Source organism: Nonomuraea sp. NPDC047529 (genome assembly GCF_040642995.1).
In the GTDB taxonomy this organism is placed as follows: domain Bacteria; phylum Actinomycetota; class Actinomycetes; order Streptosporangiales; family Streptosporangiaceae; genus Nonomuraea.
In genome coordinates this window covers 62,828-89,353 of sequence record NZ_JBEYTJ010000033.1, presented here as the reverse complement: position 1 = coordinate 89,353, position 26,526 = coordinate 62,828, and the positions used below count along the sequence as shown (strand labels likewise).

Here is a 26,526-nt window from a genome sequence, read left to right as displayed (position 1 = left end):
CTGGTGGTCTTCCTCACCTTGGCAGCGCAGCTCATACCATCGACGGCATGGCATGTGTGCTGGTCGTGGAGGACGATCTGGTCATCCGCTCCGAGCTGGTCGAGGCGCTGGCCGCGCAGGGGTACGAGGCGGAGCCCGCCGCGGACGGGGCCGAGGCGGTGCAGGCGGCCGAGCGGCACCAACCGGACCTCGTCCTGCTGGACCTGGGACTTCCCGATGTGGACGGGGTGTCCCTGTGCCGGCGGTTGCGGTTGAGGGTGCCGGACACGGTGATCGTCGTGCTGACGGCTCGTACGCAGGAGTTCGAGGTCGTGGTGGCGCTCGACGCGGGGGCCGACGACTACCTGACCAAGCCGTTCCGGCTGACCGAGCTGATGGCCAGGATTCGCGCGCACCTGCGGCGACGTGGCCCGGCACCGGGAGAGCGCGTACTGACGGCCGGGCGGTTGAGGCTCGACCTGCCGGCGCGGCGCGCCTACGTCGGGCAGGAGGAGGTGGTGTTGCGGCCCAAGGAGTTCGACTTGCTGGCGGCGCTGGTCAGCCGGGCGGGCGAGGTGGTGACCCGCGAGCAGCTGATGGACGAGGTGTGGGACGAGAACTGGTTCGGCCCCACCAAGACGCTGGATGTGCACGTGTTCGCGCTGCGCCGCAAGCTGGCCGAGCACGGCGAACCGATGGAGCGGATCGTCACGGTACGGGGGCGCGGCTACCGCTACGAGCCATGACTCGCTGCCCATCCGGCGTCAGTCGTCGTGACGGGGGAGCAGCAGGCTGAACAGCGGGGGACTGGCGCGGCTGAGCACCAGCCTGCCGCCTTCGGCCTCGGCCAGTGACCGGGCCAGGGCGAGGCCGATGCCGTGGCTGTGGCCGCTGGACCTGACGAAGGGGTCGCTGTCCGGGGCCACGCCGGGCCCGTGATCGCTCACCTCGACGGCCATGCCGGGGCCCACGTCGGAGACGGTGACGGCGACCTCTCCCTGGCCGTGGCGCTGGGCGTTGTCGAGCAGGACGCGCAGAATCTGCCGGACGGCGGCGGGCTGGGCGGTCACCGGCGGCAGTGCGGGTTCCACGGTGAAGGTCAGGCGGCGGCCCGCTTGGGCCAGCGGGCCGTGCCATTCTTGCCGGATCTCCTCCATCAGCGCGTCCACGTCGAGTCGCTCGGCGGGGGTGCGGTTGTCCCGGCTGAGCCGTACGAGATCGTCGAGCACTTCCTGCAGCCGCTCGCCCCTGGTCAGCGCCGCCCGCACCGCCGGGGTCAGGTCCGTGCCGGGCCGGGACAGCGCCGATTCCAGGCCGAGCAGCAAGCCGGTCAGCCCGGTGCGCAACTGGTGGGAGACGTCGGCGCTGAAGGCGCGCTCGCGGGCGAGCACATCGCCGAGCCGGCGCGCCGTCGTCTCCAGCGCCTGGGCGGCCTGGTCGGCCTCGCGCAGCCCGGAGGGGGCGGCGCGGACGCTGAAGTCGCCGCCGCCGAGCGCCTGCGCCGCGGCGGTGAGCCGCTCCAAGGGGGCGGCGAGCCGCGCCGACTGGCGCACGGCCGCGCCCGCGGCCAGCGCGATCACGATCAGCGCCAGCCCGCCCATGAGCAGCCACGCCTGGTGGATACGCTGCTCGACCTCGGCGTTCGGCGTCGCCACCCGGATGATCAACGCGGGGCCCTCGTCGGAGGGGACGGGGGCGGACACCGCCAGGAATCCGCCCTCCACCGCGTCGTGAACCCGGCCGTCCTTGCTGGAGGCGGCCAGGCCGGAGTAGGCGGGGCCATTGCCGAACAGGCGGGCCCCGGCCTTGGTGTAGCCGCCGATGGCCAGGTCGCCCGGCACTCCCGTCGGCAGTTTCAACGGCCCCCGCGGCTCGTCGGGGACGGCGGCCGCGACCCAGGCGGCGTCACGTTGCAGGGCCGCCACAGCCTGATCGTGGTAGAGGATGTTCACCGCGATCGCCAGCGGCACCAGGAAGAGCGCGACGGCGACGGCGGTCACGCTGACGATCACCACCAGCACCCGCCGACGCAGCGGGACACCCTGCGCTGTCACCCTTCCAGGGTGGCAGACGGCAGGTAAACGTCCCGCTAACCGGTCGCTGAGCGGGCGCTTGCCGGCCTGTTCCTAGCGTGGAGACATGAAGGTACGGCGAAGCGTCATGGCCCTGGTCATGGCAGGGCTGGCGGCAGGCTGCTCGACAGTCACGCCCGCCCAGACCCAGCCCCAGTCGCAGACACACGCACAGGCGCCCACGGGCAACGACACCCCGGCTCCGCAGCCCACGGAGTCGAATCCGCCGGGTGACATCCCGGACGACACGGTGTTCGTGGCCTACCGGCATCCCGGGCAACCGTATGAGGTGAAGGTGCCCGAAGGGTGGGCGCGCACGGACCTGCCCACCGGAGCGAGCTTCACCGACAAGCTCAACAGCATCCGCATCGAGACCAGGCCCACCGCGTCCGCGCCGACCGAGGCGTCAGTGAGGAGCGGGGTGCCCAGCAGCAACATTCGCACGGTGGACACGGTGGCAAGGAAGGGCGGCAAGGCCGTGCGGATCGTCTACCGCGCAGGCAGCAGCCCCGACCCGGTCACCGGAAAGGTCGTCAAGGACGAGGTCGAGCGCTACGCCTTCTACCGGAGCGGTCGCGAGGCGATCCTGACCCTGTCCGGGCCGGTCGGCGCCGACAACGTGGATCCATGGCGCACGGTCTCCGACTCCTTCCACTGGACGACGTCGTGATCGTCCAGGCCGAAGAGCTCTACCGGTTCTACCGGTCGGGCGATGAGGAGACCAAGGCGCTGCGTGGCGTCAGCCTCGAGGTCGCCGCGGGCGAGGTCGTGCTGGTCAGCGGCCCGTCGGGTTCGGGCAAGTCCACGCTGCTGGCCTGCCTGGGCGGGCTGGACGACCCGGACGGCGGCACCGTCAGGGTGGACGGCCATCGCATCAGTCACCGGCCGGAGGCCGAGCGGGCCGCGCTGCGCGCCCGCCTGGTGGGCGTGCTGTTCCAGAGCGGCAACCTGATCGAGCACCTGACGGTGGCGGCCAACGTCGACCTGGCCCAGCGGCTGGCGGGGCGGCGCGATCGTCGCCTGCGCGATGAGCTGCTGGACGGTCTGGGCCTGGCGGCCAGGGCGCGGGCGTGGCCGAGTGAGCTGTCCGGCGGCGAGTCGGCCCGCGCGGGGCTGGCAGTGGCGCTGGCCAACCGGCCGGCGCTGCTGCTGGCCGACGAGCCCACCGGCGAGCTCGACCAGCACACCGAGGGGCCCGTACTGCGGCTGATCCGCCGGCAGGCGGGTGAGCGGACCGCCGTGGTGATCGCCTCGCACAGCCCGGCCGTGCGGCGGCTGGCCGACCGCGTCCTGGAGCTGAAGGACGGCCGAGCGACATGACCACGGAGGCCAAGGGCCGGGCAGCGGGCACGACCGCGCTGGTCACCTGCCAAGGTTTGGCCCGCTCGTACGGCAAGGGGGCGAACGCCCTGGTAGCCGTGCACAGCGTCACCTGCGAGCTGCGGCCGGGACAGCAGGTCGCGATCACCGGCCCGTCGGGGTCGGGCAAGACGACGCTGCTGCACCTGCTGGCCGGGCTGGACCGGCCCACGGCCGGCCGGATCGCCTGGCCCGCCCTCGACGACCGCCCGCGAGGCCGCGTCGGCGTGGTGTTTCAAGGACCCAGCCTGCTGCCGCCGCTCAACGTCGCGGAGAACGTCGCGCTGCCACTGATCATCGCGGGTGTCGAGGACGCCGAGGCCACGGAACGGGCGCTGATCGCGCTGGCCACGATCGGTCTGGCCGGTCTGGCCGGGTCGCTGCCCGAAGAGCTGTCGGGCGGCCAGGCGCAGCGCGTTGCGGTCGCCCGCGTGCTGGCTGCCGAGCCGCGCCTGATCATCGCGGACGAGCCCACGGCACAACTCGACTCGGACCTGGCCCGCAGAGTGGTGGACCTGCTCGTCGGGGTGGCCTCCCGGCTGGAGGCGGCCCTCGTGGTGGCCACGCACGACCCGCAGGTCGCGGCGCGGCTGCCCGCCACCTGGACCATGAGCGACGGAGCTCTCACATGCTGATCCTCATCTGGCTGCGCGGCCTGCTGATCCGCCGGACGGGCAGGCTCGCCGCGGCCGCGGCGGGCATCGCGCTCGCCGTGGCGCTTCCCGCCGCGCTCGGCGCGTTCCTCGCGACCGCGAAGGCTACCATGACGGCCCGCTCGATCCAGCGGGTTGCCGTCGACTGGCAGGTCGAGCAGCAGCCCGGCCAGGCCGTGTCCGTTCCGATGCCCGGCACGTCCAGGCCGGTGAGCTTCGCCAGGATCGACGGCTTGGAGTCCCGGCAGGCCGGGCAGACGCTGACCACGGGCGCGGGCCAGGTCCTCGGGCTGCCCGCCGACTATGCCGCCACCTTCCCCGGCGAGCTGCGCCTGCTCGCCGGGAGGCCGAACGGGCCGCTGCTGGCCCAGCAGACCGCCGCCAACCTGCACGCCCAGCCCGGCGCCAGTGTCACCGTGCGCCGTCCGGGGCTGCCGGACGCGACGGTGGCGGTCACCGGAGTGGTGGAGCTGCCCGCCGCCGACTCGCTGTTCCAGCGCGTCGGAGCACCGCCCGGCGCGCAGCCGCAGGCGCCTCCGGACAATGTGCTGCTGCTGCCGGAGAGCGACTGGCACCGGCTGTTCGACGGCATCCCGCGCGACCGGGTGCGCACCCAGTTCCACGTCCGCATCGACCACCGGCTGCCGCCGGACCCGGCCGCCGCCTACACCGCGGTCACGGGGCAGGCGCGCAACCTGGAGGAGCGCATGGCCGGCAGCGGCCTGGTCGGCGACAACCTCGGCGCGGCCCTGGACGCCGCCCGCGAGGACGCCCTGTACTCCCAGGTGCTGTTCCTGTTCCTGGGCGCGCCGGCGGTCGTGCTCGCGGCCCTGCTCGCCGGTCTCGTGACGCGGGCGGGCGCACCGCGGCGGACGGCCGATCAGGCGCTGCTGCGTACCAGAGGCGCCTCCAAGCGCACGCTGGTGCGGCTCGCGCTGGCCGAGACGGCGCTGGTGGGCGTGGCAGGAGTGCTGGCGGGCCTGGGGCTGGCCGCGCTGGCCGGGCGGGCGTTGTTCGGGGCGGCGACCGTGTCGTGGTGGGCAGCCGCTCTGGGACTGCTGGTCGCGGCCGTCACCGTGCTGCCGCCCACGCTGCGCGCCACCACCGTGGCGGCCGCTCGCCGTCCGGTCGGCGGACCGCGCCGTTCGCCCGCCTGGTTGCGGTACGGGGTGGACCTGTGGCTGCTGGCCGGATCCGCGATGATCTTCTGGATCACCAGCAAGAACGGTTACCAGCTCGTCCTGGTCCCCGAGGGCCTGCCGCAGCTGTCGGTCGACTACTGGGCCTTCGCCGGACCGGCCCTGCTGTGGACCGGCGCGGGCCTGCTGATCTGGCGCCTGACCAGGACGCTGCCCATCACCTGGGCGGTCCGGCCGCTGACCGGGGGCCTGGCGGGCACCGTCTCGGCGATGCTGACGCGCCAGCGCGCCCCGCTGGCCCGGGCGGCCACCCTGGCCGCGCTGGCCGTCGCCTTCGCCGTCTCCACCTCCGTGTTCGACACGACCTACCGCCAGCAGGCCCAGGTGGACGCGGAGCTGACCAACGGCGCCGACGTCACCGTCTCCCAGACCAGGGCGACGGCGCAGCAGTTGGCGGCCGTGCCCGGCGTCGGGCGGGTGGAGCCGCTGCAACACCGCTTCGCCTACGTCGGCTCCGACCTGCAGGACCTGTACGGCATCCGCCCCTCCACCGTGCGCCTGCACGACGCCTACGTCTCCGGCGGCACCGCCCGCGAGATCCTCGACCGGCTCGCCCGGCAACCCGACGCGCTTCTGGTCAGCCAGGAGACCGTCAACGACTTCCAGCTCCACCTCGGTGACCAGGTGCGGCTGCGGACCGAGAACGGCAGGACCGTCCCCTTCCACTACGCCGGCGTCATCACCGAGTTCCCGACCGCGCCCCGCGACAGCTTCCTCGTCGCCAACGCCTCCTACCTGGCCCGCACCATGCCCGCCGACACCATGTACCTGATCAGTACCGACGGGGCCCAGCCGAGGCAGGTCGCCGCCGCGCTGCGCGGCAGGCTCGGGCCGACGGCGAAGGTCACCGACGTGCAGACCACGCGCCAGGTCGTCGGCAGCAGCCTCACCGCCGTGGACCTGGCCGGCCTGACGGCCATCGAACTCGGCTACGCGCTGGCGCTGGCGGCCCTGGCCACCGGTCTGCTGCTGGCACTCGGCTTCGCCGAGCGGCGCCGCACCTACGCGCTGGCCCGGGTGCTGGGGGCGACCCCGCGACAGCTGGGCTCGTTCGTGTGGGCCGAGGTGGCGCTGGTCGGGGTGGCCGCGGCCGTGCTCGGGACACTGTGCGGGTGGGCGCTGTCGAGGATGCTGGTCGCCGTGCTCAGCGGGGTGTTCGACCCGCCTCCCGACGCGCTGGCCGTGCCGTGGGCGTACCTGGCCGTGCTGGCGGTCCTCGGCGTGGTGGCGTTGCTGGTAGCCGGGGCGGCGACGGTACGGGCCGCCCGCCGGCCGCCGATGACCGTGCTGCGCGACCTGTGACCCGTCAGCGGCCCGTACGGGGGAGGATCCCACCCGGCCGTATGTTCTTCGGCGACGGGATCTTGAGCGTAGGTTCATTCAGCGCCCCATGCCATCGACGCCCGGGGCGATCTTTTGCCGGGGACGGCACACAGCATGACGACAGCATGAAGGCGGCGTAGGAGTTCGGCCGAAGATCGCGGGCAAACCTAGATTCGAGCTTGTATCGCCACATCGACCAGGAAGGCACATGAGATCGCCGGGTTGCGCCTGCCAGAGGGCCGCCTTCGTGGTAGTCGGCGCCGCGATGCTCATCGCGGTGCCGGTCAGAACCGTGAACGTGGCGGACGTCCGAAGCCGCAATGACGTACATGCCCAAACGCGCGCCAACCTGTGGGAGTCGGCGCGCAGTGCGGCCTTTGCCCACGCAATGTACCGTGTCTACGCCGCCCGGGCTGCCCAGGAAAGGCTCCCGCACGTGCGGGACCTGCTCAACCAGGCGGCAGGCACCGAGTTGCACGAGCGCTTCACCGGGCAGGCCAAGCTGATCGGGCTGGTCGGCGACAACGCCGCAAACCTGCGCGACGCCATCACCCGCGACTCATACCTGGCGAGCCTATACAGGAGGTTCGCCGCCGAAGCCGAGCACGACGGCGAGACGAAAGCGGTCCGGGTGTTCACTGATCAGGGTCGAACCGTCGCCGCCCGGCACGACACCATGACGCAGGCACTCACGGCGATCGTCCACCCGGCGTCGGGTATGGCGATCCCGGCGGCGGTGCCCGTCTCGCCGCAGAGGCCCCGGATCCGCAGTCATGCCGTGTCGGCTGCCCGGACGCTGGGCAATCTGGTCACCGCGCTGGTGCAAGAGGCATTCGCCGATGCTAGATACACCCTCTACGTACGGCGGGCTCGGCAGACGGGCGAACCGCGGCTGGCCATGCTGTTCGGCAGCATGGCCGGTGGGGAGCGCACAGAGCAGTTCGCCGAGCAGGCTCAGCTCGCCGGCCTGATCCACGACACCAGGGCGAACGCGTGTGAGGCGATCGGCGGTGAGATGTACAACGGTCGGCAGATGTATCCCGGCTATGCCAGGCAAGCCGCCAGGGTTGGCGACCACGCCGTGGCGGCCCTGTTCACCAGTACCGCCCGCGATGAGGTGAAGCAGGCGCAGACGCTCACCAGCGCCGTGTCCCGGCTGGGCACTCGCTGTCCGGCCTCGGGCTGAACCAGATCATCCACCGCCACCGCCACGCTCACTGCGGGTGCAACCGTTCTTGCGCTCGCGGCCCAGATGTCGCCGTTCGCGAAGGAAGCCTCCCCGCCTCAGGAAATGTCGCCCTCCGGGGGTGTCCACCACACCGACTCGGCCACCACTGGCTTCAGCGCGCTACGCCACGTGCCGGACACATCCCTCCCCGAGGTCCTGAGCACAGGTCTACGTCGGCCGGCGTCCTGCGTAACTCGTGCGCGGGCCTCGCTGGGGCGGCCACGGCACTCGTCGCCCGCCGATGACGGTGCCGCGCGACCTCGATCAGCGGCCCTTCTCCAGCTCGGCCAGGAGTTCGGTCCAGCACCGGCCGACGACCGCAGGGGTGTAGCGCTGTGAGGTGGTCAGCGCGGCCGTGCCCATCGTCCGGCGACCGGCCTCGTGGTCGATGAGCAGCCCGATCGCCGCGGCCAGGGCGGTGACGTGGTGCCGCGGGACGAGCAGCCCGTCGTGGCCGTGGGTGATGATCTCGCCCGGCCCGTGCGGACAGTCGAAGGCGACCACCGGCACTCCCTTGCTCAGTGCTTCCAGAACCGTCATCGGGAATCCTTCGCGGCGGGAGCTGAGCACGAAGATCGAGGCGTCGTCGAGTTCGGCGCCGACGTCCGCAGAGGGGCCGGGGAACTCGGCCGTGCGGGACAGGCCGAGCTCGCCGGCCAGCTTGAGCAGGCGGGCGCGCTCGGGTCCTGAGCCGACGATGCGCAGCCTCCAGCCAGGACGGGCGGCACAGACCTGTTCCCAGGCGCGCAGGAGCAGGTCGAAGCCCTTGACCTTGGCCAGGCGGCCGATCGCGACGACGGTCTCGGCGTTCAGCGGGGAGGGGCCGCCGGTGAGAGGTGGCGTGGCGTTGGGGATGCGCAGCAGGTGCCGCGGCGCACGTGGGCCCAGTGCCACCCGGTAGGCGTCCAGATCGGCCTCGGTCAGGGTGACGAGCGCGTCGAGCCTGCCGTATCTGCGGGCGATCAGGTCCCGGACGGCGGGCCTGTGGGAACCGAGGCCGGTGTGCTCCTGCCCGATCGTGATGACGCCCGGCGGGGCCAGCAGGGCGGCGGCCAGGTTGAGGCCGGGGCGTGTGGTGATCAGGACACCGGTCCGCAGGCCGCGCAGGAACCGCAGCAGAGCCAGATCGGTACGCAGGTCGAACCTGTCGTAGGCGGCCTCCTGCCGCGGGATGAGCCTGCTGCGGAGCAGCCGCGCACGCAGTGCGCCGCGGGGCCGGTGGCCTGTGCGGCCGTCCAGGAAGGTGATGCGAACGCCGGGCGGCACCTCGAAGAAGGGCTCGTCCCTGGTCCTGGTGACACTGACGATCTCGACGTCATGATGGGCCGCCAGCATTCCGGCGAGGTTGAAGGCGGTCCTGATGGTGCCGCCCATGCCGTACGCGTGCAGCAGGAGGATCTTCACCTGCCGGGTGCTGCGCGGACCGGCCCTGCGCGCCCTGCGGCGGTTGTCCGCCCGCAACAGGAGTACCCCGACCCGTCGCGCGTTGACGGCCAGGTGGATGGCGGCCGGGGTGAGGATGATCGAGCCCAGGGTGTCGCTGGGATAGTGCGCTCCGAGGTAGACCCTCGCGATCATCTGACCGGCCACCAGCGCTGCGCCCGCCACCACTACGGACCGGAAAAGGCGGGTCTTCCTGGCCAGCAGCGCCCCGGCCACCACGAGCGACAGGGTCAGGCACACATGACCGCTGGGAAAGCTGTCAGAACCGAGCTCCCGCACCAGCGCGTCCACCGCCGGGGGCCGGGGACGGGCGACGACCATCTTGACCAGCGCGCCCACGCCCCACCCCGCCGCGATCACCGCCAGCACGCCCAGGGCGGCGCGGGTCCGTCCCGTGACGGCGACACCCACGACGAGGAGGACGGACAGGGCCGTGCCCACGACGGTGCCGAAGCCCACGTTCAGGACCTGCGCCATCGCGGTGAGCCATGGGCCGCGCAGCGACTGCACCGCCTGGCTCACTCTCATGTCCACCGCTGTCCACGCCGGCGTGCGCGCGGCGAAGCCGACGACCACCCCCAGGCCCAGGAACGCGGCGGAGACCGGCACCGGGACGGTCGTTGTGCTGCCTGATCTCATGAACGCACGGTAGAGAGAGGCGCGACAGCGCCCGCTCAGCACTCGGTTAGCGCGGCGCTTACCTTCCCGCAGGCGCAGGCCGGAGCAGGTACGGGGTTCCGGCCAGTATTAACCCCACGTTGTGGTCCGCCGAACCTGCCGCTGTCCCGCGTCTCCGCAGACTGAGGGCGTCAGTACGACGTCAATGCATCGGAGATATTTCAATGCGTAAGTCCATGCTCATCCCCGGTCTTGCCACCGTGGTCGTCCTCGTGGCGGGCGGCGGAGCTGCCGCGTACGCCTCCTCCCTTGACCAGAGCCCCGCCCCCACCTCCTCCCAGTCCTCCGCCGCCCCCTCCGAGCAGGCCCCCGAGAACGAGGCCGCCACGCCCGCGGAGAGCGCGGACCCCAACGAGGGCACGCAGGAAGACGCGCAGGGCCAGCAGGCCGAGGCCGAGGACGGCAACGACGACCAGGGCGCCGAGAAGGCCGAGGCTGAGGACGGCCAGGACGACCAGGGCGCCGAGAAGGCAGAAGCCGAGGACGGCCAGGACGACAAGGGGCAGGAAGCCGGCTCCGAGACCCAGGAGGGCAAGCAGGGCCAGGCGGGCGACCAGCACGAGCAGGAGGGCAAGGGCGACGCCTCCGAGCCCGAGGACGGCTGAGCCAGGCGCCGGGCCCCGCCGACTCGTCGTCGGCGGGGCCCGGTCCACTCCTGAACTGTTCGGCTCCCGCCTCTGCCGTTGCCGCGGCAGGTCAGCGGTACTGCGGGCCTTCCGGCAAGTCTGTCCGGCCGCACGTCAAGACCCTCCGCCACCACGGGCGCCGGCTCGGCCGGGCGGCCATGGCCTACAGCCAGTTCTCGCCCCCCGAAGTTCGGGTCACTGACCGTAATCGATAGGTTGCTCAAATGATGAGCCGGGTGGTGGGCGCGGTGCAGCGGCGGCTGCTCGCGTTGATGATCATCTGCTACCTGCTGGCTGCCGTGGCGCCGCGGCCGGGCGAGGCTATGCGGGCGATGGCGCTTGGATCGGGCAGTCCGGTCAAGGTGCCCATGGTCTTGCTGGCAGTGATGTTGTCGACCGCCGGGCTCGGGGTGCGGATACGGGATCTGCGCACCGTGGCGGGGCGGCCCCTGCGGTTGGCGTCGGGCGTGGCGATGAACGCGCTCCTGCCCGTGGTGCTTTTGCCGGTTGCTGCGATGTGCCTGCGGGCCTGGCCCGATGCCGCGGAGGTGGAGTGCCTCGCGGTCGGTCTGCTGCTGGTGCTGGCCATGCCGATCGCCGGCGGAGCGGCGTCATGGGGGCAGAACGCCGGAGGCAACGTGCCCTTGGTGGTCGCCATGGTCGTGGGCTCGACGCTGCTCAGCCCTGTCACGGTTCCGTGGGGGCTGACCGTGTCCGCCGCCCTGGTCGGCCCAGGGGGCGCCCGCAGCCTTGATGACACGGCCCGGCTCGACGGGCTGGCCGGGACAGCGGGCGCGGGCGCATTCGCGCTGGCCCTGATCGTGCTGCCCTCTCTGGCCGGGATCCTCGGGCGGGCCATACTCGGGGAGCGGCGAGCGGCACGCATCGCGCCGGTCATCAAGCTGGCCAACATCGTGAACATCCTGCTGCTGTGCTACCTCAACGCCTCCGGCGCGCTCGGGCAGGCGTTGTCGCCCCCCGACCTTGACTTCCTGGCCCTGGCCGTCGGCGTGGCCGGTGCGGTCTGCTGCCTGTCCTTCCTCGTCGGCAGGTGGATGTCCCGATGGACCCGATGCGACACTCCCGACGGCATCTCCCTCACCTTCGCCACCGGCATGAACAACACCAGCGCGGCGGCGGTCCTGGCCACAAGCTGGTTCGCGCACCGTCCGCAGGTCCTCGTGCCGATCCTGGCCTACAGCCTGCTGCAGAAACTCGCCGCCAGCCTGTTCGGAACCCGGCCGCCATCACCGACTGTGGCCCCTGTCGTCTCCCCGCCCGCGCCGTCTTGACGGCCGTCCGGCTACGCCGGAACCGTGGTTTGGTCTTGTACTCCGACCGGTTCGCTCATCACCGGCGGGCTCCGCTTGGCCATCGTGCAGGTCGTCGCTGACGCCCACGGCTGACATCGCCGTGGTCGCCTGCAACCGCTTTGCCACGTACGTGGAACTGCCGGGCCGCGGCGCTGCAGTCTCACATGTCAGCCGACAACGCGGAGAAGCGGAGAATCGGCCATGGTGGGCAGACCTCCAGCGTTCGGTGATGGCGGCGACCAAGCTTCCGCTCTGGGTCGGAGGCGCGTAGGTCCTGGTGCAGGTGGCTTCGGCGTGGGTGAGCCAGGGGAGTGGTGTCCAGACGGCGGCGGAAGGCCAGCTGGATGGCCCGTACGGTGACGTGCGCGGCGGCAGTGTCGGCCACGGTGATGTCTTGATCGGGGTGGGCCTCCAGGCAGGCGAAGGCGCGGAGCAACGTGCCCGGGCATGCGTCGGGCCACGGCGCTTTCGCTGCTCACTCGGCCGATGGTCGCGGCGAACAGGAGCAGAGCTATCAGCGGGAAATCCGTCAGGATGGGGCTGGCACTCAAGTCCGGCCAAGCGCCCTACGACCTCCAGCATGGCGAACACGTCCAGCTCATCCACGTGCCCGCGCGCAGGCCCACCTCCGAGCCGCTCACGCTTGCGAGGAAGCCGTGGTGATACCCAGGCACCGGCAAGCCGGTCGCGTGGCCATGGTGTTCGAGCTTCAACGTGAGGCCGGTATGGCCGCTGCCGAGAGCCCCAGCTGACCCGGCCGATAGTGGTGCAGGATCGGCGGCGGTAACGACATCCGCCGCCGGCCCGAAGAAGATCCTGAGGTCAATGGGACGCCGGTGAACAGGCATGACGCGAAGGAGACGTCAGGGTGGGTTTCTCGTTCAAGGTCATGCCAGGGGTACGCCTCAGGGTCAGCAGTCGCGGCCTGAGAGCCGGGATCGGACCCAGCTTCGCGCGGATGCATGTGGGAGCCGGTCGTACCGGGCTCTCTTCCTCGGTGGGGCCGATGAGCTTCTACACCAGCCTTGGCGGTGGCCGCCGACGTACCACAACGGGGCGCCGTCCCACGGCCGGCAGCCTGCAACGGCAGATGGCCCAGGCCCAGCGCGCCGCCGCGCAGGCAGAGAAGGCCGCCGAAGCCGAACGGCTGGCGGGCGTCTTCATGCAGATCCTCGACCTGCATCGGGCCGAGTTCCCGCCCGCGCAACCACCTGTCGCCGCATCTGTCCCGTCGCCGGACCTCACGGCCTTTCTGGCCCCTCGGGAGCAGCAGGCGCTGGCCGGAATCGGCGTGTTTCAGCGCAGGGCCCGCGCTGAGGCCAAGCAGCGTGCGCGGCAGGCCGCCGAGGCCGACATGCGGAACTGGTGGACGCAGGCCAACGCCGAGCGCGACCGGTACCAGTGGGAGCTCAACCGCCAATGGCAGCGCCTGTGCGGGAACGATCCAGACATGGTCCTGCCGGTTCTGGCGGAGGCTTTCGAGGACAACGAGGCGCCTGCGGCGCCTGTAGCGCTGAACGGCTCGGAGGTGTCTGTGGTGATCCTTGCGCCGGGGCCGGACTTCGTCCCTGAGCGTTTCCCCTCACGTACCGCTGCGGGCAACCTCTCGCTGAAGAAGCTCACCAAGACGGAGCGCGCGAGCTACTACACCCTGACGTTGTGCGGATACCTGCTGGTCACATTGCGCGAGGCGTTCGCCGTGGCTCCTGGCCTCAGCGCCGCGCGCGCGGTGGTGCTGCGCACCGATCGCGTGGACGCGTACGGCCGGACTCAGGTGAGCTGCATGCTCGCGGGACGTTTCGAGCGGCGCTCCTTCGACGGTGTGCGATGGGACGCCGTGAACGCGGCCACCGTGGTCAACGACACCGGCGACAACCTGATGTTCAACCAGAAGGGGGCCGCAAAGGAGCCGCAGCCGCTCGATCTCCGGTTCGAGCCGGAGCTGCAGGCTTTGGTGAACGCGGTCGACATCACCGAACTGACCGCTCGCTGATTCGATCCCCAGGAACTGGTCTGTCGCCTGCATGGCCGCGGCCTCGGCTATCAGACGTGCTGAAAGCCCGGGCGCGCCCCAGGGCGAGCGGAGCGTCGGCGATGATGGCGTCCAGACGCATGCGGTGCTGGACGTGGCGGCCGATGCCAGGATCATGGGGCAGCCGTCGGCCGGCACCTTCCTCGATACCGGAGCCATGCGCTGGCTGAGCGGGGCCTCGGTGTTCGGCGAGTGTGCCGCCACCTCGATGACCGCCGGCCAGTCGCAGAACCGATCGTCTCGGCTGTCGCGCGGTGGCGGGCATGACTTAGAGTGCCGCTCCATGAAGAGGAACAAGCCATGGACGCCGGCGGCATTCAGGCTCTGCTGAGGTGCGCTGACACCGGCGCCGCCGAAGTCGAAGCTGCGCGCGGACCCGGTGATGAGGGCGGTGGCTTCGTGGCGCACAGGGGTTCGTCAGGTGGGCGGCCAGCGGCGCGACGGCTCTCGACCTGGATGGTTCTCGTGTGCGTGCCTTCATCCACCGCCGCTACCAAGACCGAACCACCTTCCCGTAGCCGCCGTCCGCCTCTCCAGCGGACGGCGGCAGCAAGGGCGGGTGGCCGTCAGGGCAATCGGTGAGTGCTGGTTCACGGCTGGGCGGGGGCCCACGAACGTCGCCGATTGTCTGCCCTTCAGGGCTCATCGATGACCCTGTTCGACGACAACCTCGTCCCGGCGCGTGAACGGTGGTCGCGGTGGTTCACCCGTGCTTCGCGTCCGACGGTTGGAAGCAGGGGCTGTGATCAGCGAGGTTGCCGACGCGTATGCCCATCTGGCCGGGCACCATGTCGGTGTAGGCGTCGGTGTAGCCGCGGGGAACCCGGAAGGTCTGCGTGTACGGCGCGTAGCAGGCCTGCACGTAGAACCACGTTCCCGCCCGTGCGCCCGTGATCCGCGCCCAGGAGGCGCCGCATGCCGGGCTGTGGCGTAGTTCCAGCAGGCCCAGGCTGGTGTCGTACCGGATGATGCTCTGGGCGTCATTGTTGCAGTGCTTGCTGATGGGATCCTGTCCGTTGCACCTTTTCCCCCAGCATGCCCTGGTCGTGTCGCCGATCGACTTGTCTCTCTCCCCGCGGCCCGGCCCGTCCTGGGCGTAGGCCGCGGAACCGGTGAAGACTAGGCCGAGGGCCAGGGCGGTGATGGCGAAGGATCGTTGCATGCTGCTTCCTCTCAGTCGGCGTACGACCATGCGGGCAGGTCCCGCACGACGTTTGTGACCTCGACTCTCGCCAGCGACCGGTAGCGAGGGAAGATCTCCAGGCACTGACGAACCAAAGCCCGAACAAAGAGAAACAATCAAACATCCGCCCGGGCGTGAGCCCCGGCGCGCTCCGGGCCGATTGACCGATCTCACGGAAGATCGGATACTGCCGGCTACGGTGCCCGTCACGGGACGGGCAGGCTTCGACTGCGTGATCGAGGTAGCGATGGGCAGGCGGGAGGCGAAGGTACCGGACGGGCCTCTCCAGGAGTTCGCCCTCGACCTTCGCGAACTGCGGATCGCGGCCCCAGGGGCCCCGACGTATCGCGAACTCGCGCAGAAGGCGAACTACTCGCCCTCAGTGCTGTCCCGCGCTGCGGCCGGGCACACCCTGCCGACGCTGGACGTCACCCTCGCCTTCGTGGCGGCCTGCGGCGGAGACGTCGAAGCATGGCGCCGGCGCTGGACCAGCCTGTACGTCACGATTCAGCGCGCCTACCCCGACCTGCTCGCCGGAGCGGGAGAGGTGCAGGACGAGACCGACGCACTCGGCGGTCCCATACCGGCGGAGACCACGACCACTGCCGTGGCAGGCACAGCCCTGGGCCGGATCATCGGACACCGATGGCCGGCGGTCCTTGTCGTCGTGGCGCTGGCCTGCGCCGTCACTCTCGCCGTGACAACACCGTGGGCACCGGAGGAGAGGCACCAGGCCGTCCCTCCTGCGAGCGTCGTTCCGTCGCCGACGTCGGCCTACCAGCCGGTCTACCTTGACCGGCGCCTACCGCTACCGGACTACAACTTCTATTTCGACCTGCAGACCGGTGTGGTCGCCGAGGGGGACGGCGCATGGTCGATGAGCACCAACAGCGGAGGGGACGGCCACGGCGCCTTCGAGCTTCCCGACGACACTGACGTCTACATCTCCTCCCAGCCTTCTTTGACCCCCGACCGGTGCAGCGTGCAGGCCACCCCTGCCCCGTCATACGGCGTACGCTTCCGGCAGGTTCCTCCAGGGACGGTCTTCTGCCTGCGCTCCCGCCGGACCGGGGAGATCGCCGTGATCAAGGTGATCGAGACCGACGACGGCAACTACGCCGCGAAGATCGCCCTCGACCACTACCAGCGCCGCCGGTGAGACCGGCGGGCAACGGCCTCCCTGTCCTCGCAGGTGGGGGCATCGTGCTGGCGCTCGCTGCTCCCTCCCTGTCGAGCCGGCGGTCCGGGCGGCCCGTGCGGCGGGCTCGATGGTGCTGGCCCTGTCGGGATCAGTAGCGTGCCTGGCACTGATCCTCATGGGCGCGGAGGCGGCGTCGGCGCTGCCCGTCCCCGTTTCCCTGGCCATCGGGCGCGTAGGCCGTGGGCACGACCGTTGGCCGGCATGTCCCGGTTAGACCGTGACCACACTGTCGGCGTACTCCTGGACGAGCCGGAGATCGTGAGAGGCGAAGATCACGGCCGTGCCCTGCGTTTCCCGCAGGCCGGTCAGGAGGTTCATGACCGCGCGGGCGGTGCCGTCGTCCAGGGCCGAGGTGACCTCGTCGCAGATCAGCACGTCGGGTTCGGCGGCCAGTGCGCGTGCGATGGAGACGCGTTGGCGCTGGCCGCCGGACAGCTCGTGCGGATATCGGCCGGCATGGCCGGGGCTCAGCCCGACCTGTTTCAGCAGTTCGTCCACGCGCTCAGGTCCCGCGGCGCGGGGGCGTCGGCGGTGCAGCCGCACCGGCCGTAGCAGGGCGGCGCCGACGGTGGCCGAGGGGTTCAGCGCGCCCATCGGGTTCTGCGGTACGAACTGCACCCGGCGCCGCAGTTCCTGCCCGCGGCGCCGCACGTCAGGATGCAGGGGGAGACCGTCCAGCGTGAGCGAGCCGCCCGCGCGCGGGTGCAGGCCGACCAGGGTGCGCAGCAGCGTGGTCTTGCCCGAGCCCGAAGGGCCGACGACGCCGACCGTGCTTCCTGAGGGCGCGTGCAGGTCGATGCCGCGCAGCACCTGCAGCCGTGCGGGCCCCACATGTGCGGCCAGCCCTTCGGCGCGTAGTCCCGTCTCATGACCAGGTGTGCCGCGGCGCGGCGGCCTGGGGGCGGACGCTTGGGAGGGCGCGCCACCGGGCAGTTCCAGGACGTCGTCGGCCACCTGGGCGACCAGTTCCCGGTCGTGGCAGGACATCACCACCGCGATTCCGCGTTCTGCGGCCAGCCGCCGCAGCAGCGCGCCGATGTCCGCGCGTGCGGTCGGATCGAGCCCCGCGGTGGGCTCGTCCAGGAGCAGCAGATCAGGCCGGCGGGCCAGCCCCCGGGCCAGAGCGACCCTGCGCTGCTGGCCACCTGAGAGCTCGACGGTCCTGCGCCTGAGCAATCCGGGGACGTCGCCCAGACCGACCTCGCCGAGCAGGCCGGCGACGTCGTCACGGGTCAGGCCGGCGCCGGTCTCGGCGACGACGGAGGCCACGCGCATCCTGGGGTTGAGCGCCGAGCCGGGATCCTGCCCGACGAAGGCCAGTCGGCTGCGCCGCAGCTCGCGGAGCGCGTCAGAGCCGCAGCCGAACACGTCCGTGCCGAGCACCCGCACGTCTCCTGCCTGACGGGTGGTGCGCGGGGGGAGGTCGCCGAGCAGCGCGCGCAGCAGGGTGGTCTTGCCGGAGCCTGAGGCGCCCACCAGGGCCAAGACACGCCCGGAATGGGCGGCCAGGCTGACGCCCGCCAGCAGCTCGGGCCCGCCGGGGGCCGCCACGGTCAGCCTGGTCACCACCGCAAGCGGGGTCACAGGAGTGCCACCTCCGATGTACGTGCCTTGGGGGCGAGTGCGCCGGTGGCCAGGTTGACGCTCATCGCCAGCGCGGCGATCGCGATGCCAGGCGCCAGCACGGCCCACGGGTTGAGGACGAGCCCGGCGCTGTTCTCGCGGATCATCAGTGCCCAGTCGGCGGCCGGGGGCTGGGGGCCGATCTGGAGGAAGGCGGCAGTGGAGATCACGTAGACGCCTTCCACGAAACGGAGCCCGAACAGGGCCAGGACGGTGGAGCGCAGGTTCGGCAGCACCTCGCGGATGATGAGATGCCAGGTGCGCTCGCCACTGGCGATGGCCGCTTCGACGTAGCCGGTGGTCACGACGGGCGCCGCGGCGGCGGCCATGAACCGGACGGCGAAGGGGACACCGAGTGCGACGGCGGCGGTGACGAGGGCGAACGGGCCGCCGCGCGGCCAGGCCTGGGTGACCAGCAGGATACCCAGGACGGCGGGCAGCAGCATGAACACGTCTGTCGCCCGTTCGATGAAGCGGCCGAAGGCCGGACGTAGCGCGCCGGCCACGCCCAGGATCGCGGCGATGGCCGTGACGAGCAGTGCGACGGCGATGGAGGACAGGACCAGGTCGCGCCCTCCGTACAGGAGCCTGCTCAGGACGTCGCGGCCGAGCTGGTCTCCGCCGAGCAACGTGCCGTCGGCTCCGGGCGGCCCGTAGGGGATGGTGACCGGCTGGTCCATCGGCAGGGGAGCCAGGAGCGGTCCGCCCAAGGCCAGCAGGAGCAGGACCAGTGCGGGCAGCAGACGCGTCACAGGCGGCCTCCTGCGGCCCAGGAGCGGATCAGGTCGGCGACCAGCAGCACACACGTGATCGCGAGCCCGGTCAGCGCCACTACTCCGGCGATGATCGGGCTGTCGCGGTCTGCTACGGCTCCGGCGAGGAGCGTGCCGACCCCGGGATAGTTGAAGATGGTCTCTACCGCGACCGCGCCGCCCAGCAGCATGCCGGTGGAGGTCGCCGCGCCCACGGCGATGGCGGGCAGTGCGCCGGGCAACAGGTGGTGGCTGAGGACGCGCCGGGGCTGCAGACCGTCGAGGACCGCGGCGGCCACATGCGGTGCTCGCGCCTCGTCGGCGATCGCACCGCGAACGATCCGTGCATTCCATCCGATCTGCGGGATCGCCAGTGCCAGCACCGGTAGTACCAGCATCGTCCATGAGGCAGGGGACCCGTCCGCCCCGGCAAGCGTTGCCGCGGGCAGCAGGTCTGTCCACAGCGCGAACACCAGCACCAGCGCCACCGCGATCACGAACTCGGGCAGGGCCAGCACCGCCGTGGCGGAGGCCGAGGTCACCCGGTCGGTCACCGATCCCGGGTGCAGTGCGGCCCAGCAGCCGACGGCGAGCGCGGTGACGACGGTGACGGCTAGAGCGATGCCGCCCAGCAGCAGCGTGTTGGGCAGCGGCCCCGCCAGCAGGTCCCAGACCTTCTCCCCGCGGGCGGAGACGCCGAGGTCCCCGGTGGGCAGCCCGGCCATCCAGCGCAGGAACCGTAGGAACACCGGCTGGTCGAGGCCGAGCAGGGTGCGGCGCCGGGCGATGTCGGCCTCGCTCTCCCCGCGCTCGGCGGTCGCGTCGGCGGCGTCGCCCGGCAGCGCCTCCACGACGACGAAGACCAGCGCGAGCAAGGCCGCGAGCAGTCCAGCCCGGCGGGCGAGCAACCAGCCGAGCCGCAGCACCGTCAACGAGCCAGCCATACCCGCTCAAGCTGCACGCGTCCGTACCCGGGAAGCTTCGGCAGGTCCCGTACGGCCGCTCCGGCCAGGTCGATGCCGTCGGCCATGCCCCACAGCACGTAACCGGAGCGCTCGTGCTCGATCTCCTGCAGCGTACGCAGAGCCTTGGCCCTGGCGGCCTCGTCCAGGGTGCCCACGGCCTCCTTGTACGCCTGGTCGAACGCGGCGTCGCTCCAGCCCGACTCGTTCTGTCCCGCGCCGGTCAGCAGAAGCTTGCTGGCGAAGAACAGCACCGAGTCGTTGGTGCCCCAGTACGTGGTGTAGAGGTCGCCCTTGAGCCAGGTCTTGTCCCAGAACGCGCCGGAGTCCTGCTTGACGACTTCGATCTGCACGCCCGCCTCACGCACCTGGGTGGCGAACAGCGCGGCGGACTCGGCGAGCCCCGCGATGTCGTCGGTGGTGTGCAGCGGGTAGGTCTTGGACAGGTCGAAACCGGCCTCCTGCAGCAGCTGTTTGGCCCGCGCGAGATCGCGTGCGCGCTGCGGCAGGTCCTTGGCGTAGATGGGGTCGCCCGTGCCGAGCACGTCGTTGGCGACCTTGCCGTACCCGCTGAGCACCTGCTTGACCATCGCCTCGCGATCCACGGCCAGCCGGAGCGCCTCGCGGACCCGGGGGTCGGCGTACGGGCTGCCCTTGGAGGTGCGCATGACGATCGGCATCGCCATGTCGTCGGGCCGGCGCAGCACCTGCACGCCAGGCCGGCCGGCGGCGACGCGGGCGGCGACGGCGCCCACGTTGGAGGCCACGTCGATCTGCCCGGCCAGCAGCGCGTTGGCCATGGCCTGCGGACTTTCGAAGATCTTCACCTCGATCGCGTCGAGGTACGGCTTGCCCCCGTGCCAGCTGTCGTTGCGGACCAGCCGGGCGTTGCCGTCGCGGTACCAGTCGAGCTTGAACGGGCCGGTGCCCGGCGCGCCGGCCACCTCCGTGGTGTCCTTCTTCATCACGAACGTCGTCAACCGCATCATCAGCGGCAGGTCGGCGTTGGGATAGTCCGAGGTGAGCACGACGGCGTCCCCGTCCGCCTTGATGTTCGCGGACGTGACGCCCGGCAGCCGGGAGGGACCGGCGGGGGTGTCGCGCAGGCGGCGCAGCGACCAGACGACGTCCTCGGCGGTCACCGGCGTGCCGTCGTGGAAGGTCGCGCCCGGCGCCAGCGTGAACCGCCAGGTCCTGACCTCCTTGTCGGCCTTCCACGCCCCGGCCAGCCGGGGCGCGGTGTTGGCGGTGGCGCCCGGGACGGTCAGCGTGTCGTAGAGCAGACTGATGATCAGATAGTCGCTCTCGTTGGCCTGCGTGCCGTGGGGGTCGCGGGTGATCGCGCTCGCCTTGCCCAGCGCGCCGACGCGCAGGGTGCCGCCGGTGGCAGGCTTCGCCTGAGCCGGTTGGCTCGCGAGGGCGGCGCCGGGCTCCGCCCCGCTGCCACAGGCCGCGAGCAGCGCCGCTAGGCTCGCTCCTCCCGCGGTCATGAGAAGCTGACGCCTGCTCAGGTTCACTTCGTCCTCATTCGCACCGATAGTCTTACTTAGGTTTGCCTATCCTAAAGGGAGAGAAAACGGCGTGACAACGTCCCCCCTGCGCCACGACGTACGCGAACTGGCCGGACTCGCCGTACCCCTCGCCCTCACCCAGCTCGCCCAGGTCGCGCTGACCACCACCGACACCCTCATGCTCGGCCTGCTCGGCGTGCAGGCGCTGGCGGCGGGCGGGCTGGCGATGGTCATCTTCAACCAGCTGCGCACCATGGGCGTCGGGCTGGTGACAGCGGTCGGCAACCAGGTCGCCGCCGCCCACGCACGTGAAGAGGATGTCGGTGACCTGGTCCGCGCCGCGATGGCGCTGGCGACCATCGCGGGTCTCGTCGGCGGCGCGGCCATGATTCTGATCGGCGAGGCCGTCGCCCTGCTGGGGCAGGAGCCGGCGGTGATCGAGCGGATGCGGCCGATGTTGTGGGCGCTGGCGCCCGGCTTGCTGCCCTGCCTGTGGTTCCAGGCGCTTCGGCAGTTCACCGTCGGCATGCGTCGCCCGCAGGCGCTGTTGCGCATCACCCTGGCCTCGATCGTGGTCAACGCCGCGCTCAACGCCGCGCTCGTCCATCCGCTCGGGCTGGCTGGGATCGGGGCCGCGACCAGTGCCGTCTACCTGGCGACCTTCGTCGCGTTGTACGTCTCCGCCCGCCGGGACCCGGAGCTGGCCCCGGCGCTCACCCTTCGCTTCTGGCGGGCCCGTCCCGCGACCGTGCGCCGGCTCACCGGGCTTGGACTGCCGATCGCCGCCACCTACGGGTCCGAGGCAGGGTTCTTCTCCGTCGTCGCCCTGATCATCGGCGCGTCCGGCACCGCTGCCCTGGCCGCGCACACCGCCGTCAACCAGCTCGTCTACATCGTCTTTCAGGTGTCCGTGGGTCTGTCGCACGCCGCCTCGATCGGCGTGAGCAGGCAGATCGCCCTGGGACAGGCCGGTCAGGCCCGGCGCATCGCGCGAGCCGCCCTCGCCTGCGGGGCTGCCGTCATGGCGATCGTCGCGGTGCTGTACCTCGCGCTGCCCGGCCTGATCCTGCGCCCCTTCCTCGGCGCGGAAGGCGGAAAGGCGCTCGCCATCGCCACCGGCCTGCTCATGGTGGCCGCCGTCATGCAGTTCGTCGACTGCGCCCAGAACATCGGCGTGGGTCTGCTCCGTGGTCTCGACGACACCAAGAGCGGTTTCCGGCTGACCTTGGTCGGCTACTGGCTCGTGGGTCTTCCCCTCGCGGCCCTGCTGGCGGGACCGGCCGGACTGGGCGCGGTGGGCACCTGGCTGGGCCTGCTCGGCGGCCTCACCGCCACAGCCGGCCTGCTCCTGCGCCGCTTCTCCCGCAGGCTGGCCGCACTACCGGTGCGGTAGCGCCGGCCGCGGCTGCTCGGCCGGCAGTGGTCCTTCGGCTTCCCGCCGCGCAGGTCGGACTGAGTCCGGAGGGCAGGACAGCGACGCTGGCACCCTGACGGGCGCGGGCGTCACCGCCGAGGTCCTCGACGTGCAGCGGCCGATCAATGCGCCTGGACTTCTCCTGACGGGGCGGCCTGTCGGCGGCCACCCGCAGCGAGGTGGAGGAGGTCGCCAACCTGGCGATCCGCCGCGACCTGCCCGTCGCCGCGCGGTACCTGCCGCTGGCCGAGGCGCGGGACGCTCGCGCTGACCGCCGAGTCCTCCGCCGGCGCCGGGCAGCGCCGCGTCGAGGCGGTCACCGGCATCGAGGCCTTCCGCTACCTGGCCCGCGAGCGCGACCTGCTCACCCGGGTCACCGAGCAGCTCAACGCGCCCGGAGAGGAGGCGCCCGACCGCGTGACGGCGCTGGTCAAGCGCATGAAGGCGGCCGAGCGGCAGTCCCAGCAGCTACGCGACCGGCTCCTGACGGCCGACGCTGAACGCGTGGCCCGGCCAGGCGGCCGACCTCGGCCCAGTGCTGTTCGCGACCGCGCACACCGACCTGGCGCCACGCCCGCTGGCCGAACTGGTCCGTGCCCGTCTGCCGCACGCGCGGCCCGGCGTCGTCGCGGTCGCCTCACCCGAGGGCTTCGTCGTGGCCGTCAACGAGCCCGCAAAGGTGTCCAGGGTGTCGGCCGCAGCGCTGGTCAAGCTCGTCCTGGACGGCCGGGGAGGCGGCAACGCCGCCCTCGCCCAGGGCAAGCGGCCCGCCGACAGCGAGGCCACCACGGACCGCCTCACCCGGCTCCTGGCCGAGTACTCGGGATGATGCCTGCCAAGCGCCGGCACTGGCTGAGAACGGCGTCGTCACCCAAGCAGGGTTGATCTCCCTCCTGTCTGTCTGGAATGCGCAGACCGTCAAGGGCGAGGGGAACCGTGTCGGCAGGCGCGGGCGGGTATCCCCTCGGCGAAGGCGTCAATACCAGGGGCTGCACAGGTTGGCGTCGTCGGGGGCGCGGGGGATGTACTTGTTCTCGGCGCACACGCGAGCAAGTTGGGTGCCGTCGACCATGCTGGTGAAGCGGTTGTCGTCGCCCCCGTATTGCAGATCGACTCTGGCCGTGCTCCTCCCGTCCCAAGTCTGCGCCCACATCCAGAGTGGGGGACGGCTGGCGCTGGGGTATCGGGCCCAGTTGGCCGCGCAGTTGGCGGAGTAGCGCAGTTCTACGTAGGCATTCCAATCAGGAACCTTCCACGACGTCACGGTCCGGACCTCGTCGTCGCACAAGATCGGTGATCGGTCGACACAGGTGGACCCCACACACGCGGGCGGGGGCGGCCATGGCTGGGCCGCGGCGGGGGAGACCGGCGAGATCGTGACGCCGAGAACGGCCGCGATCATGACAGTGGCACGGGTTGTGTAACGCATTTGCCACCCTTCGCTTGCTGAGGAACAACGTGGTTGCGCGATCGGTCGCCAAATAGCCCTTGCCGGGCAGTTCGGCGTTAGGGGCGCGGAGGCGTGCACCGCGCTACCCGGCAGAGGCAGCGAGATGGGCAAGGCGATCATCACAGGAAGCAGGCGGCGTAACGGCCACCGTGGCACGCAGCGAAGGGACATGTCTCCCCCGGAACAGGGGGCGATACATCTACGGAAATGCAGGGATGCTGCATCTGCCTGCGCAAGCAGGGCGTCCCGTCGGCCCGGCACAACCAGGAAGAGGCCCAGTGCTCACCAGCCGGCGGCGAAGAAGTCGATGCTGGTGTCCTGCCAAGCCAGCGCGTACAGCTCGACCCGCGCGCCCGCGCCGCCCACGAAGCGCTCGGCGAGGAGGTGACCGCCGACGATGTCGCCACCGGCGACCGGCTCGCCATCGCCGACCACTTGTTCGCCACGCTGCGCGGTTCCCACAACCTCGTCTTCGCGAACTCCCGCGCGGCCGTCGAGGACTACACCGACCTGCTGAACCGCCGCTGCGAGGGCGCCCGCGTACCGGACGAGTTCGTGCCCCACCACGGCAACCTGTCCAAGGACATCCGCGAGCACGCCGAAGCCCGTCTCAAGGACCGCTCCCACCCGGCCACCGCCATCTGCACCTCCACCCTGGAGATGGGCATCGACATCGGCTCGGTCACCTCCGTCGCACAGGTCGGCGCCCCACCCAGCGTCGCCGCCCTCCGGCAACGCCTCGGCCGCTCCGGACGGCGCGGCGGTCCTGCCATCCTGCGTTTGTACGTCAGCGAACCCGACGCCACCCCCACCATCCACCCGGCCGACGAACTTCGCGCCCAGCTTGTCCAGTCCATCGCCACCGTCGAGCTACTCCTGCAACGCTGGTACGAGCCACCGGCCGCCGCAGCTCTGCACCTGTCCACGCTCACCCAGCAGCTCTTGTCCCTCATAGCGCAGCACGGCGGCATCACCCCGGCCGACGCCTACCGCGCCCTCTGCGTACAGGGCCCCTTCGGTGCCGTCAACAGCCCCGCCTTTGCCACGCTACTGCGCGACCTTGCCGCCGCCGACCTCATCCGCCAGGAGAGCGACGGGCTCCTCCTGCATGCCGAAACAGGGGAGCGGCTGGTCAACCACTACACCTTCTACGCCGCCTTCGCCGCCCCCACCGAATACCGCATCGTCACCGAGGGCCGCACGCTCGGCAGCCTGCCCCTCGAACAACCGCTTCCGGCAGGCAGCCTGCTGATCTTCGCCGGCCGGCGCTGGCGTATCCAGGCGATCGACACCCACGCCAAGATCATCGAGGTCACCCGCGCCTCCGGAGGACGCCCGCCCTGCTTCACCGGCACCGGCCCCCTCGTCCACGACCGTATCCGCACCACCATGCGGCGCCTGTACGAACAGACCACTGTCCCGGCCTACCTCGACGCCACAGCCCAGAGCCTGCTCGCCGAAGGCCGCGCCGCCTACCGCCGCCTCGGCCTGCACGACACCCCGCTCGTCGGCTACGGCAACGACACCCTGCTGTTCCCCTTCCGCGGCGACGCCATCATGACCACCCTCGCCCTGGCCCTGCACGCCCACGGCGTCGACGTCATCCGCTACGGACTCGCGCTACTGATCAGCGACATCACTCCGCAGGCCGCCGCAGACCTCCTGGCCAGGGAGGGCGTTCCGGACTCCCTCGCCTTGGCCGCACTGATCCCCGACAAACGCGTGGACAAGTACGATGACGTCATCGGAGAGGAACTCCTCACCCGTTCCTACGCCCTCCGCCTCGACGTCGCCGAAGCCCAGCAGTCGATCGATGCTCTCGCGGCCACCACCCAGCACAGTCGGGCGGTCAATCTGGACACGCCCAAGCCTGCCGCATCACCACGCAGGCACCGCATCGGCTCACTGCCGTACGCCGTCGTGGACCTCGAAACCACCTGCCTCGACACCCGCAAGGCCCGCATCACCGAGATCACCGTCATCCGACTTCACCCCGACGGCAACGAAGACCGCACCTATTCCAGCCTGGTCAACCCCGGAAGCAGCCCCGGCCCCACCCACATCCACGGCCTCACCAAGGATGATCTGACAACGGCGCCTCACTTCCCACAGATCGCCGGAGATGTCGCGGCCATACTCGACGGCGCGATCGTGGTGGCTCACAACGTCCGCTACGACAGCGAAGTCCTCAGCGCAGAATTCGCCCGCGCCGGCTACGCCCCCGACAACCTCATGACCCTGTGCACCCTGGCCCTGGCACGCCGCTTCGGAGCGCCAGGATCTTCCCGTCGCCTCGCCGACTGCGCTGCTGACGAAGGAATCGACAACGGTACAGCGCACCAAGCCGAGAGTGACGCCCGTACATGCGCCGCCCTGCTGCAGATCTACCTCGACCGAGCAACGGCACAAGGACTGCAGTGGTTCAGCGAGATCGGTGCGACGGGACAACTGCCGGCAAGGCCGTGGTGCGCAGCACCAGCCTTTGCTCTCGCTCGACCTCGCGTCACGCCAAAGTGACAGAAGCG

The 26,526-nt window shown here is 71.2% G+C and carries 22 protein-coding genes; 14 read left to right on the top strand and 8 right to left on the bottom strand.

The features are described 5' to 3' along the window. Positions 1-47 precede the first annotated feature (47 nt). Positions 48-725 (top strand): response regulator transcription factor, encoded by a 678-nt coding sequence (locus ABZ815_RS38360; RefSeq protein WP_357706114.1) that lies wholly within the window; start codon positions 48-50, stop codon positions 723-725. 18 nt (positions 726-743) lie between these two features. Here ABZ815_RS38360 and ABZ815_RS38355 read toward each other — a convergent pair whose 3' ends face one another. Then, positions 744-2,033 carry a HAMP domain-containing sensor histidine kinase gene (locus ABZ815_RS38355; protein WP_357706113.1) on the bottom strand — a complete coding sequence of 430 codons (1,290 nt, stop codon included), beginning with the start codon at positions 2,031-2,033 and terminating at the stop codon, positions 744-746. Between the two features lie 85 nt (positions 2,034-2,118). On the opposite strand from ABZ815_RS38355, the gene ABZ815_RS38350 reads away from it, so the two are divergent. The 5 genes from ABZ815_RS38350 (at position 2,119) to ABZ815_RS38330 (ending at position 7,771) form a co-directional block, all read left to right on the top strand. Beyond that, on the top strand, positions 2,119-2,721 hold the full coding sequence (locus ABZ815_RS38350) for a hypothetical protein (protein WP_357706112.1): 603 nt from the start codon (positions 2,119-2,121) through the stop codon (positions 2,719-2,721). Next, a complete protein-coding gene (locus ABZ815_RS38345; protein WP_357706111.1) occupies positions 2,679-3,371 on the top strand; it encodes an ABC transporter ATP-binding protein in 693 nt (230 codons plus the stop codon). Before ABZ815_RS38350 ends, ABZ815_RS38345 begins: the two co-directional genes overlap by 43 nt. Further along, positions 3,368-4,045 carry an ABC transporter ATP-binding protein gene (locus tag ABZ815_RS38340; protein ID WP_357706110.1) on the top strand — a complete coding sequence of 226 codons (678 nt, stop codon included), beginning with the start codon at positions 3,368-3,370 and terminating at the stop codon, positions 4,043-4,045. Before ABZ815_RS38345 ends, ABZ815_RS38340 begins: the two co-directional genes overlap by 4 nt. Then, on the top strand, positions 4,039-6,564 hold the full coding sequence (locus tag ABZ815_RS38335; RefSeq protein WP_357706109.1) for an ABC transporter permease: 2,526 nt from the start codon (positions 4,039-4,041) through the stop codon (positions 6,562-6,564). The genes ABZ815_RS38340 and ABZ815_RS38335 overlap by 7 nt, the downstream gene beginning before the upstream one ends. Before the next feature lie 286 nt (positions 6,565-6,850). Next, on the top strand, positions 6,851-7,771 hold the full coding sequence (locus ABZ815_RS38330) for a hypothetical protein (RefSeq protein ID WP_357706108.1): 921 nt from the start codon (positions 6,851-6,853) through the stop codon (positions 7,769-7,771). Positions 7,772-8,077: 306 nt separating this feature from the next. On the opposite strand, the gene ABZ815_RS38325 is transcribed toward ABZ815_RS38330, so the two are convergent. Then, a complete protein-coding gene (locus ABZ815_RS38325; protein WP_357706107.1) occupies positions 8,078-9,895 on the bottom strand; it encodes a glycosyltransferase in 1,818 nt (605 codons plus the stop codon). A 203-nt stretch (positions 9,896-10,098) separates the two neighbouring features. On the opposite strand from ABZ815_RS38325, the gene ABZ815_RS38320 reads away from it, so the two are divergent. From ABZ815_RS38320 to ABZ815_RS38305, 4 genes are all read left to right on the top strand, one after another. Then, complete coding sequence (locus tag ABZ815_RS38320; RefSeq protein WP_357706106.1) at positions 10,099-10,539, top strand: hypothetical protein; 441 nt, start codon at positions 10,099-10,101, stop codon at positions 10,537-10,539. Between the two features lie 245 nt (positions 10,540-10,784). Further along, complete coding sequence (locus ABZ815_RS38315; RefSeq protein WP_357706105.1) at positions 10,785-11,852, top strand: bile acid:sodium symporter; 1,068 nt, start codon at positions 10,785-10,787, stop codon at positions 11,850-11,852. A gap of 1,027 nt (positions 11,853-12,879) precedes the next feature. Next, positions 12,880-13,866 carry a hypothetical protein gene (locus tag ABZ815_RS38310; protein WP_357706104.1) on the top strand — a complete coding sequence of 329 codons (987 nt, stop codon included), beginning with the start codon at positions 12,880-12,882 and terminating at the stop codon, positions 13,864-13,866. Positions 13,867-13,897: 31 nt separating this feature from the next. Continuing rightward, entirely contained in the window at positions 13,898-14,236 is a 339-nt protein-coding gene (locus ABZ815_RS38305; RefSeq protein ID WP_357706103.1) for a hypothetical protein, read from the top strand. Between the two features lie 372 nt (positions 14,237-14,608). Here the strand turns inward: ABZ815_RS38305 and ABZ815_RS38300 are convergent, their stop codons facing one another. After that, the gene (locus ABZ815_RS38300) at positions 14,609-15,067 is read right to left on the bottom strand and encodes a DUF2690 domain-containing protein (RefSeq protein ID WP_357706102.1); all 459 of its coding nucleotides are present in this window, start codon (positions 15,065-15,067) and stop codon (positions 14,609-14,611) included. 253 nt (positions 15,068-15,320) lie between these two features. Between ABZ815_RS38300 and ABZ815_RS38295 the strand changes: the two genes are divergently transcribed. After that, positions 15,321-16,247 carry a helix-turn-helix transcriptional regulator gene (locus ABZ815_RS38295; RefSeq protein WP_357706101.1) on the top strand — a complete coding sequence of 309 codons (927 nt, stop codon included), beginning with the start codon at positions 15,321-15,323 and terminating at the stop codon, positions 16,245-16,247. Positions 16,248-16,499: 252 nt separating this feature from the next. Here the strand turns inward: ABZ815_RS38295 and ABZ815_RS38290 are convergent, their stop codons facing one another. Genes ABZ815_RS38290 through ABZ815_RS38275 form a run of 4 tightly spaced genes read right to left on the bottom strand, consistent with a single transcriptional unit; the run spans position 16,500 to position 21,143 of the window. Further along, complete coding sequence (locus ABZ815_RS38290; RefSeq protein WP_357706100.1) at positions 16,500-17,873, bottom strand: ATP-binding cassette domain-containing protein; 1,374 nt, start codon at positions 17,871-17,873, stop codon at positions 16,500-16,502. Beyond that, the gene (locus tag ABZ815_RS38285; protein ID WP_357706099.1) at positions 17,870-18,664 is read right to left on the bottom strand and encodes an ABC transporter permease; all 795 of its coding nucleotides are present in this window, start codon (positions 18,662-18,664) and stop codon (positions 17,870-17,872) included. Before ABZ815_RS38285 ends, ABZ815_RS38290 begins: the two co-directional genes overlap by 4 nt. Further along, positions 18,661-19,608: an ABC transporter permease gene (locus ABZ815_RS38280; RefSeq protein WP_357706098.1), complete on the bottom strand. Its 948-nt coding sequence runs from the start codon at positions 19,606-19,608 to the stop codon at positions 18,661-18,663. The genes ABZ815_RS38285 and ABZ815_RS38280 overlap by 4 nt, the downstream gene beginning before the upstream one ends. Continuing rightward, on the bottom strand, positions 19,593-21,143 hold the full coding sequence (locus ABZ815_RS38275) for an ABC transporter substrate-binding protein (protein WP_357706097.1): 1,551 nt from the start codon (positions 21,141-21,143) through the stop codon (positions 19,593-19,595). The genes ABZ815_RS38280 and ABZ815_RS38275 overlap by 16 nt, the downstream gene beginning before the upstream one ends. A 64-nt stretch (positions 21,144-21,207) precedes the next feature. On the opposite strand from ABZ815_RS38275, the gene ABZ815_RS38270 reads away from it, so the two are divergent. Beyond that, complete coding sequence (locus tag ABZ815_RS38270; protein WP_357706096.1) at positions 21,208-22,530, top strand: MATE family efflux transporter; 1,323 nt, start codon at positions 21,208-21,210, stop codon at positions 22,528-22,530. Positions 22,531-23,086: 556 nt separating this feature from the next. Then, on the top strand, positions 23,087-23,380 hold the full coding sequence (locus ABZ815_RS38265; RefSeq protein ID WP_357706095.1) for a hypothetical protein: 294 nt from the start codon (positions 23,087-23,089) through the stop codon (positions 23,378-23,380). A 147-nt stretch (positions 23,381-23,527) separates the two neighbouring features. Here ABZ815_RS38265 and ABZ815_RS38260 read toward each other — a convergent pair whose 3' ends face one another. Further along, complete coding sequence (locus ABZ815_RS38260; RefSeq protein WP_357706142.1) at positions 23,528-23,953, bottom strand: DUF2690 domain-containing protein; 426 nt, start codon at positions 23,951-23,953, stop codon at positions 23,528-23,530. Between the two features lie 255 nt (positions 23,954-24,208). Here ABZ815_RS38260 and ABZ815_RS38255 point away from each other — a divergent pair, with 255 nt between their 5' ends. Continuing rightward, complete coding sequence (locus ABZ815_RS38255; protein ID WP_357706094.1) at positions 24,209-26,518, top strand: exonuclease domain-containing protein; 2,310 nt, start codon at positions 24,209-24,211, stop codon at positions 26,516-26,518. Positions 26,519-26,526 lie beyond the last annotated feature (8 nt).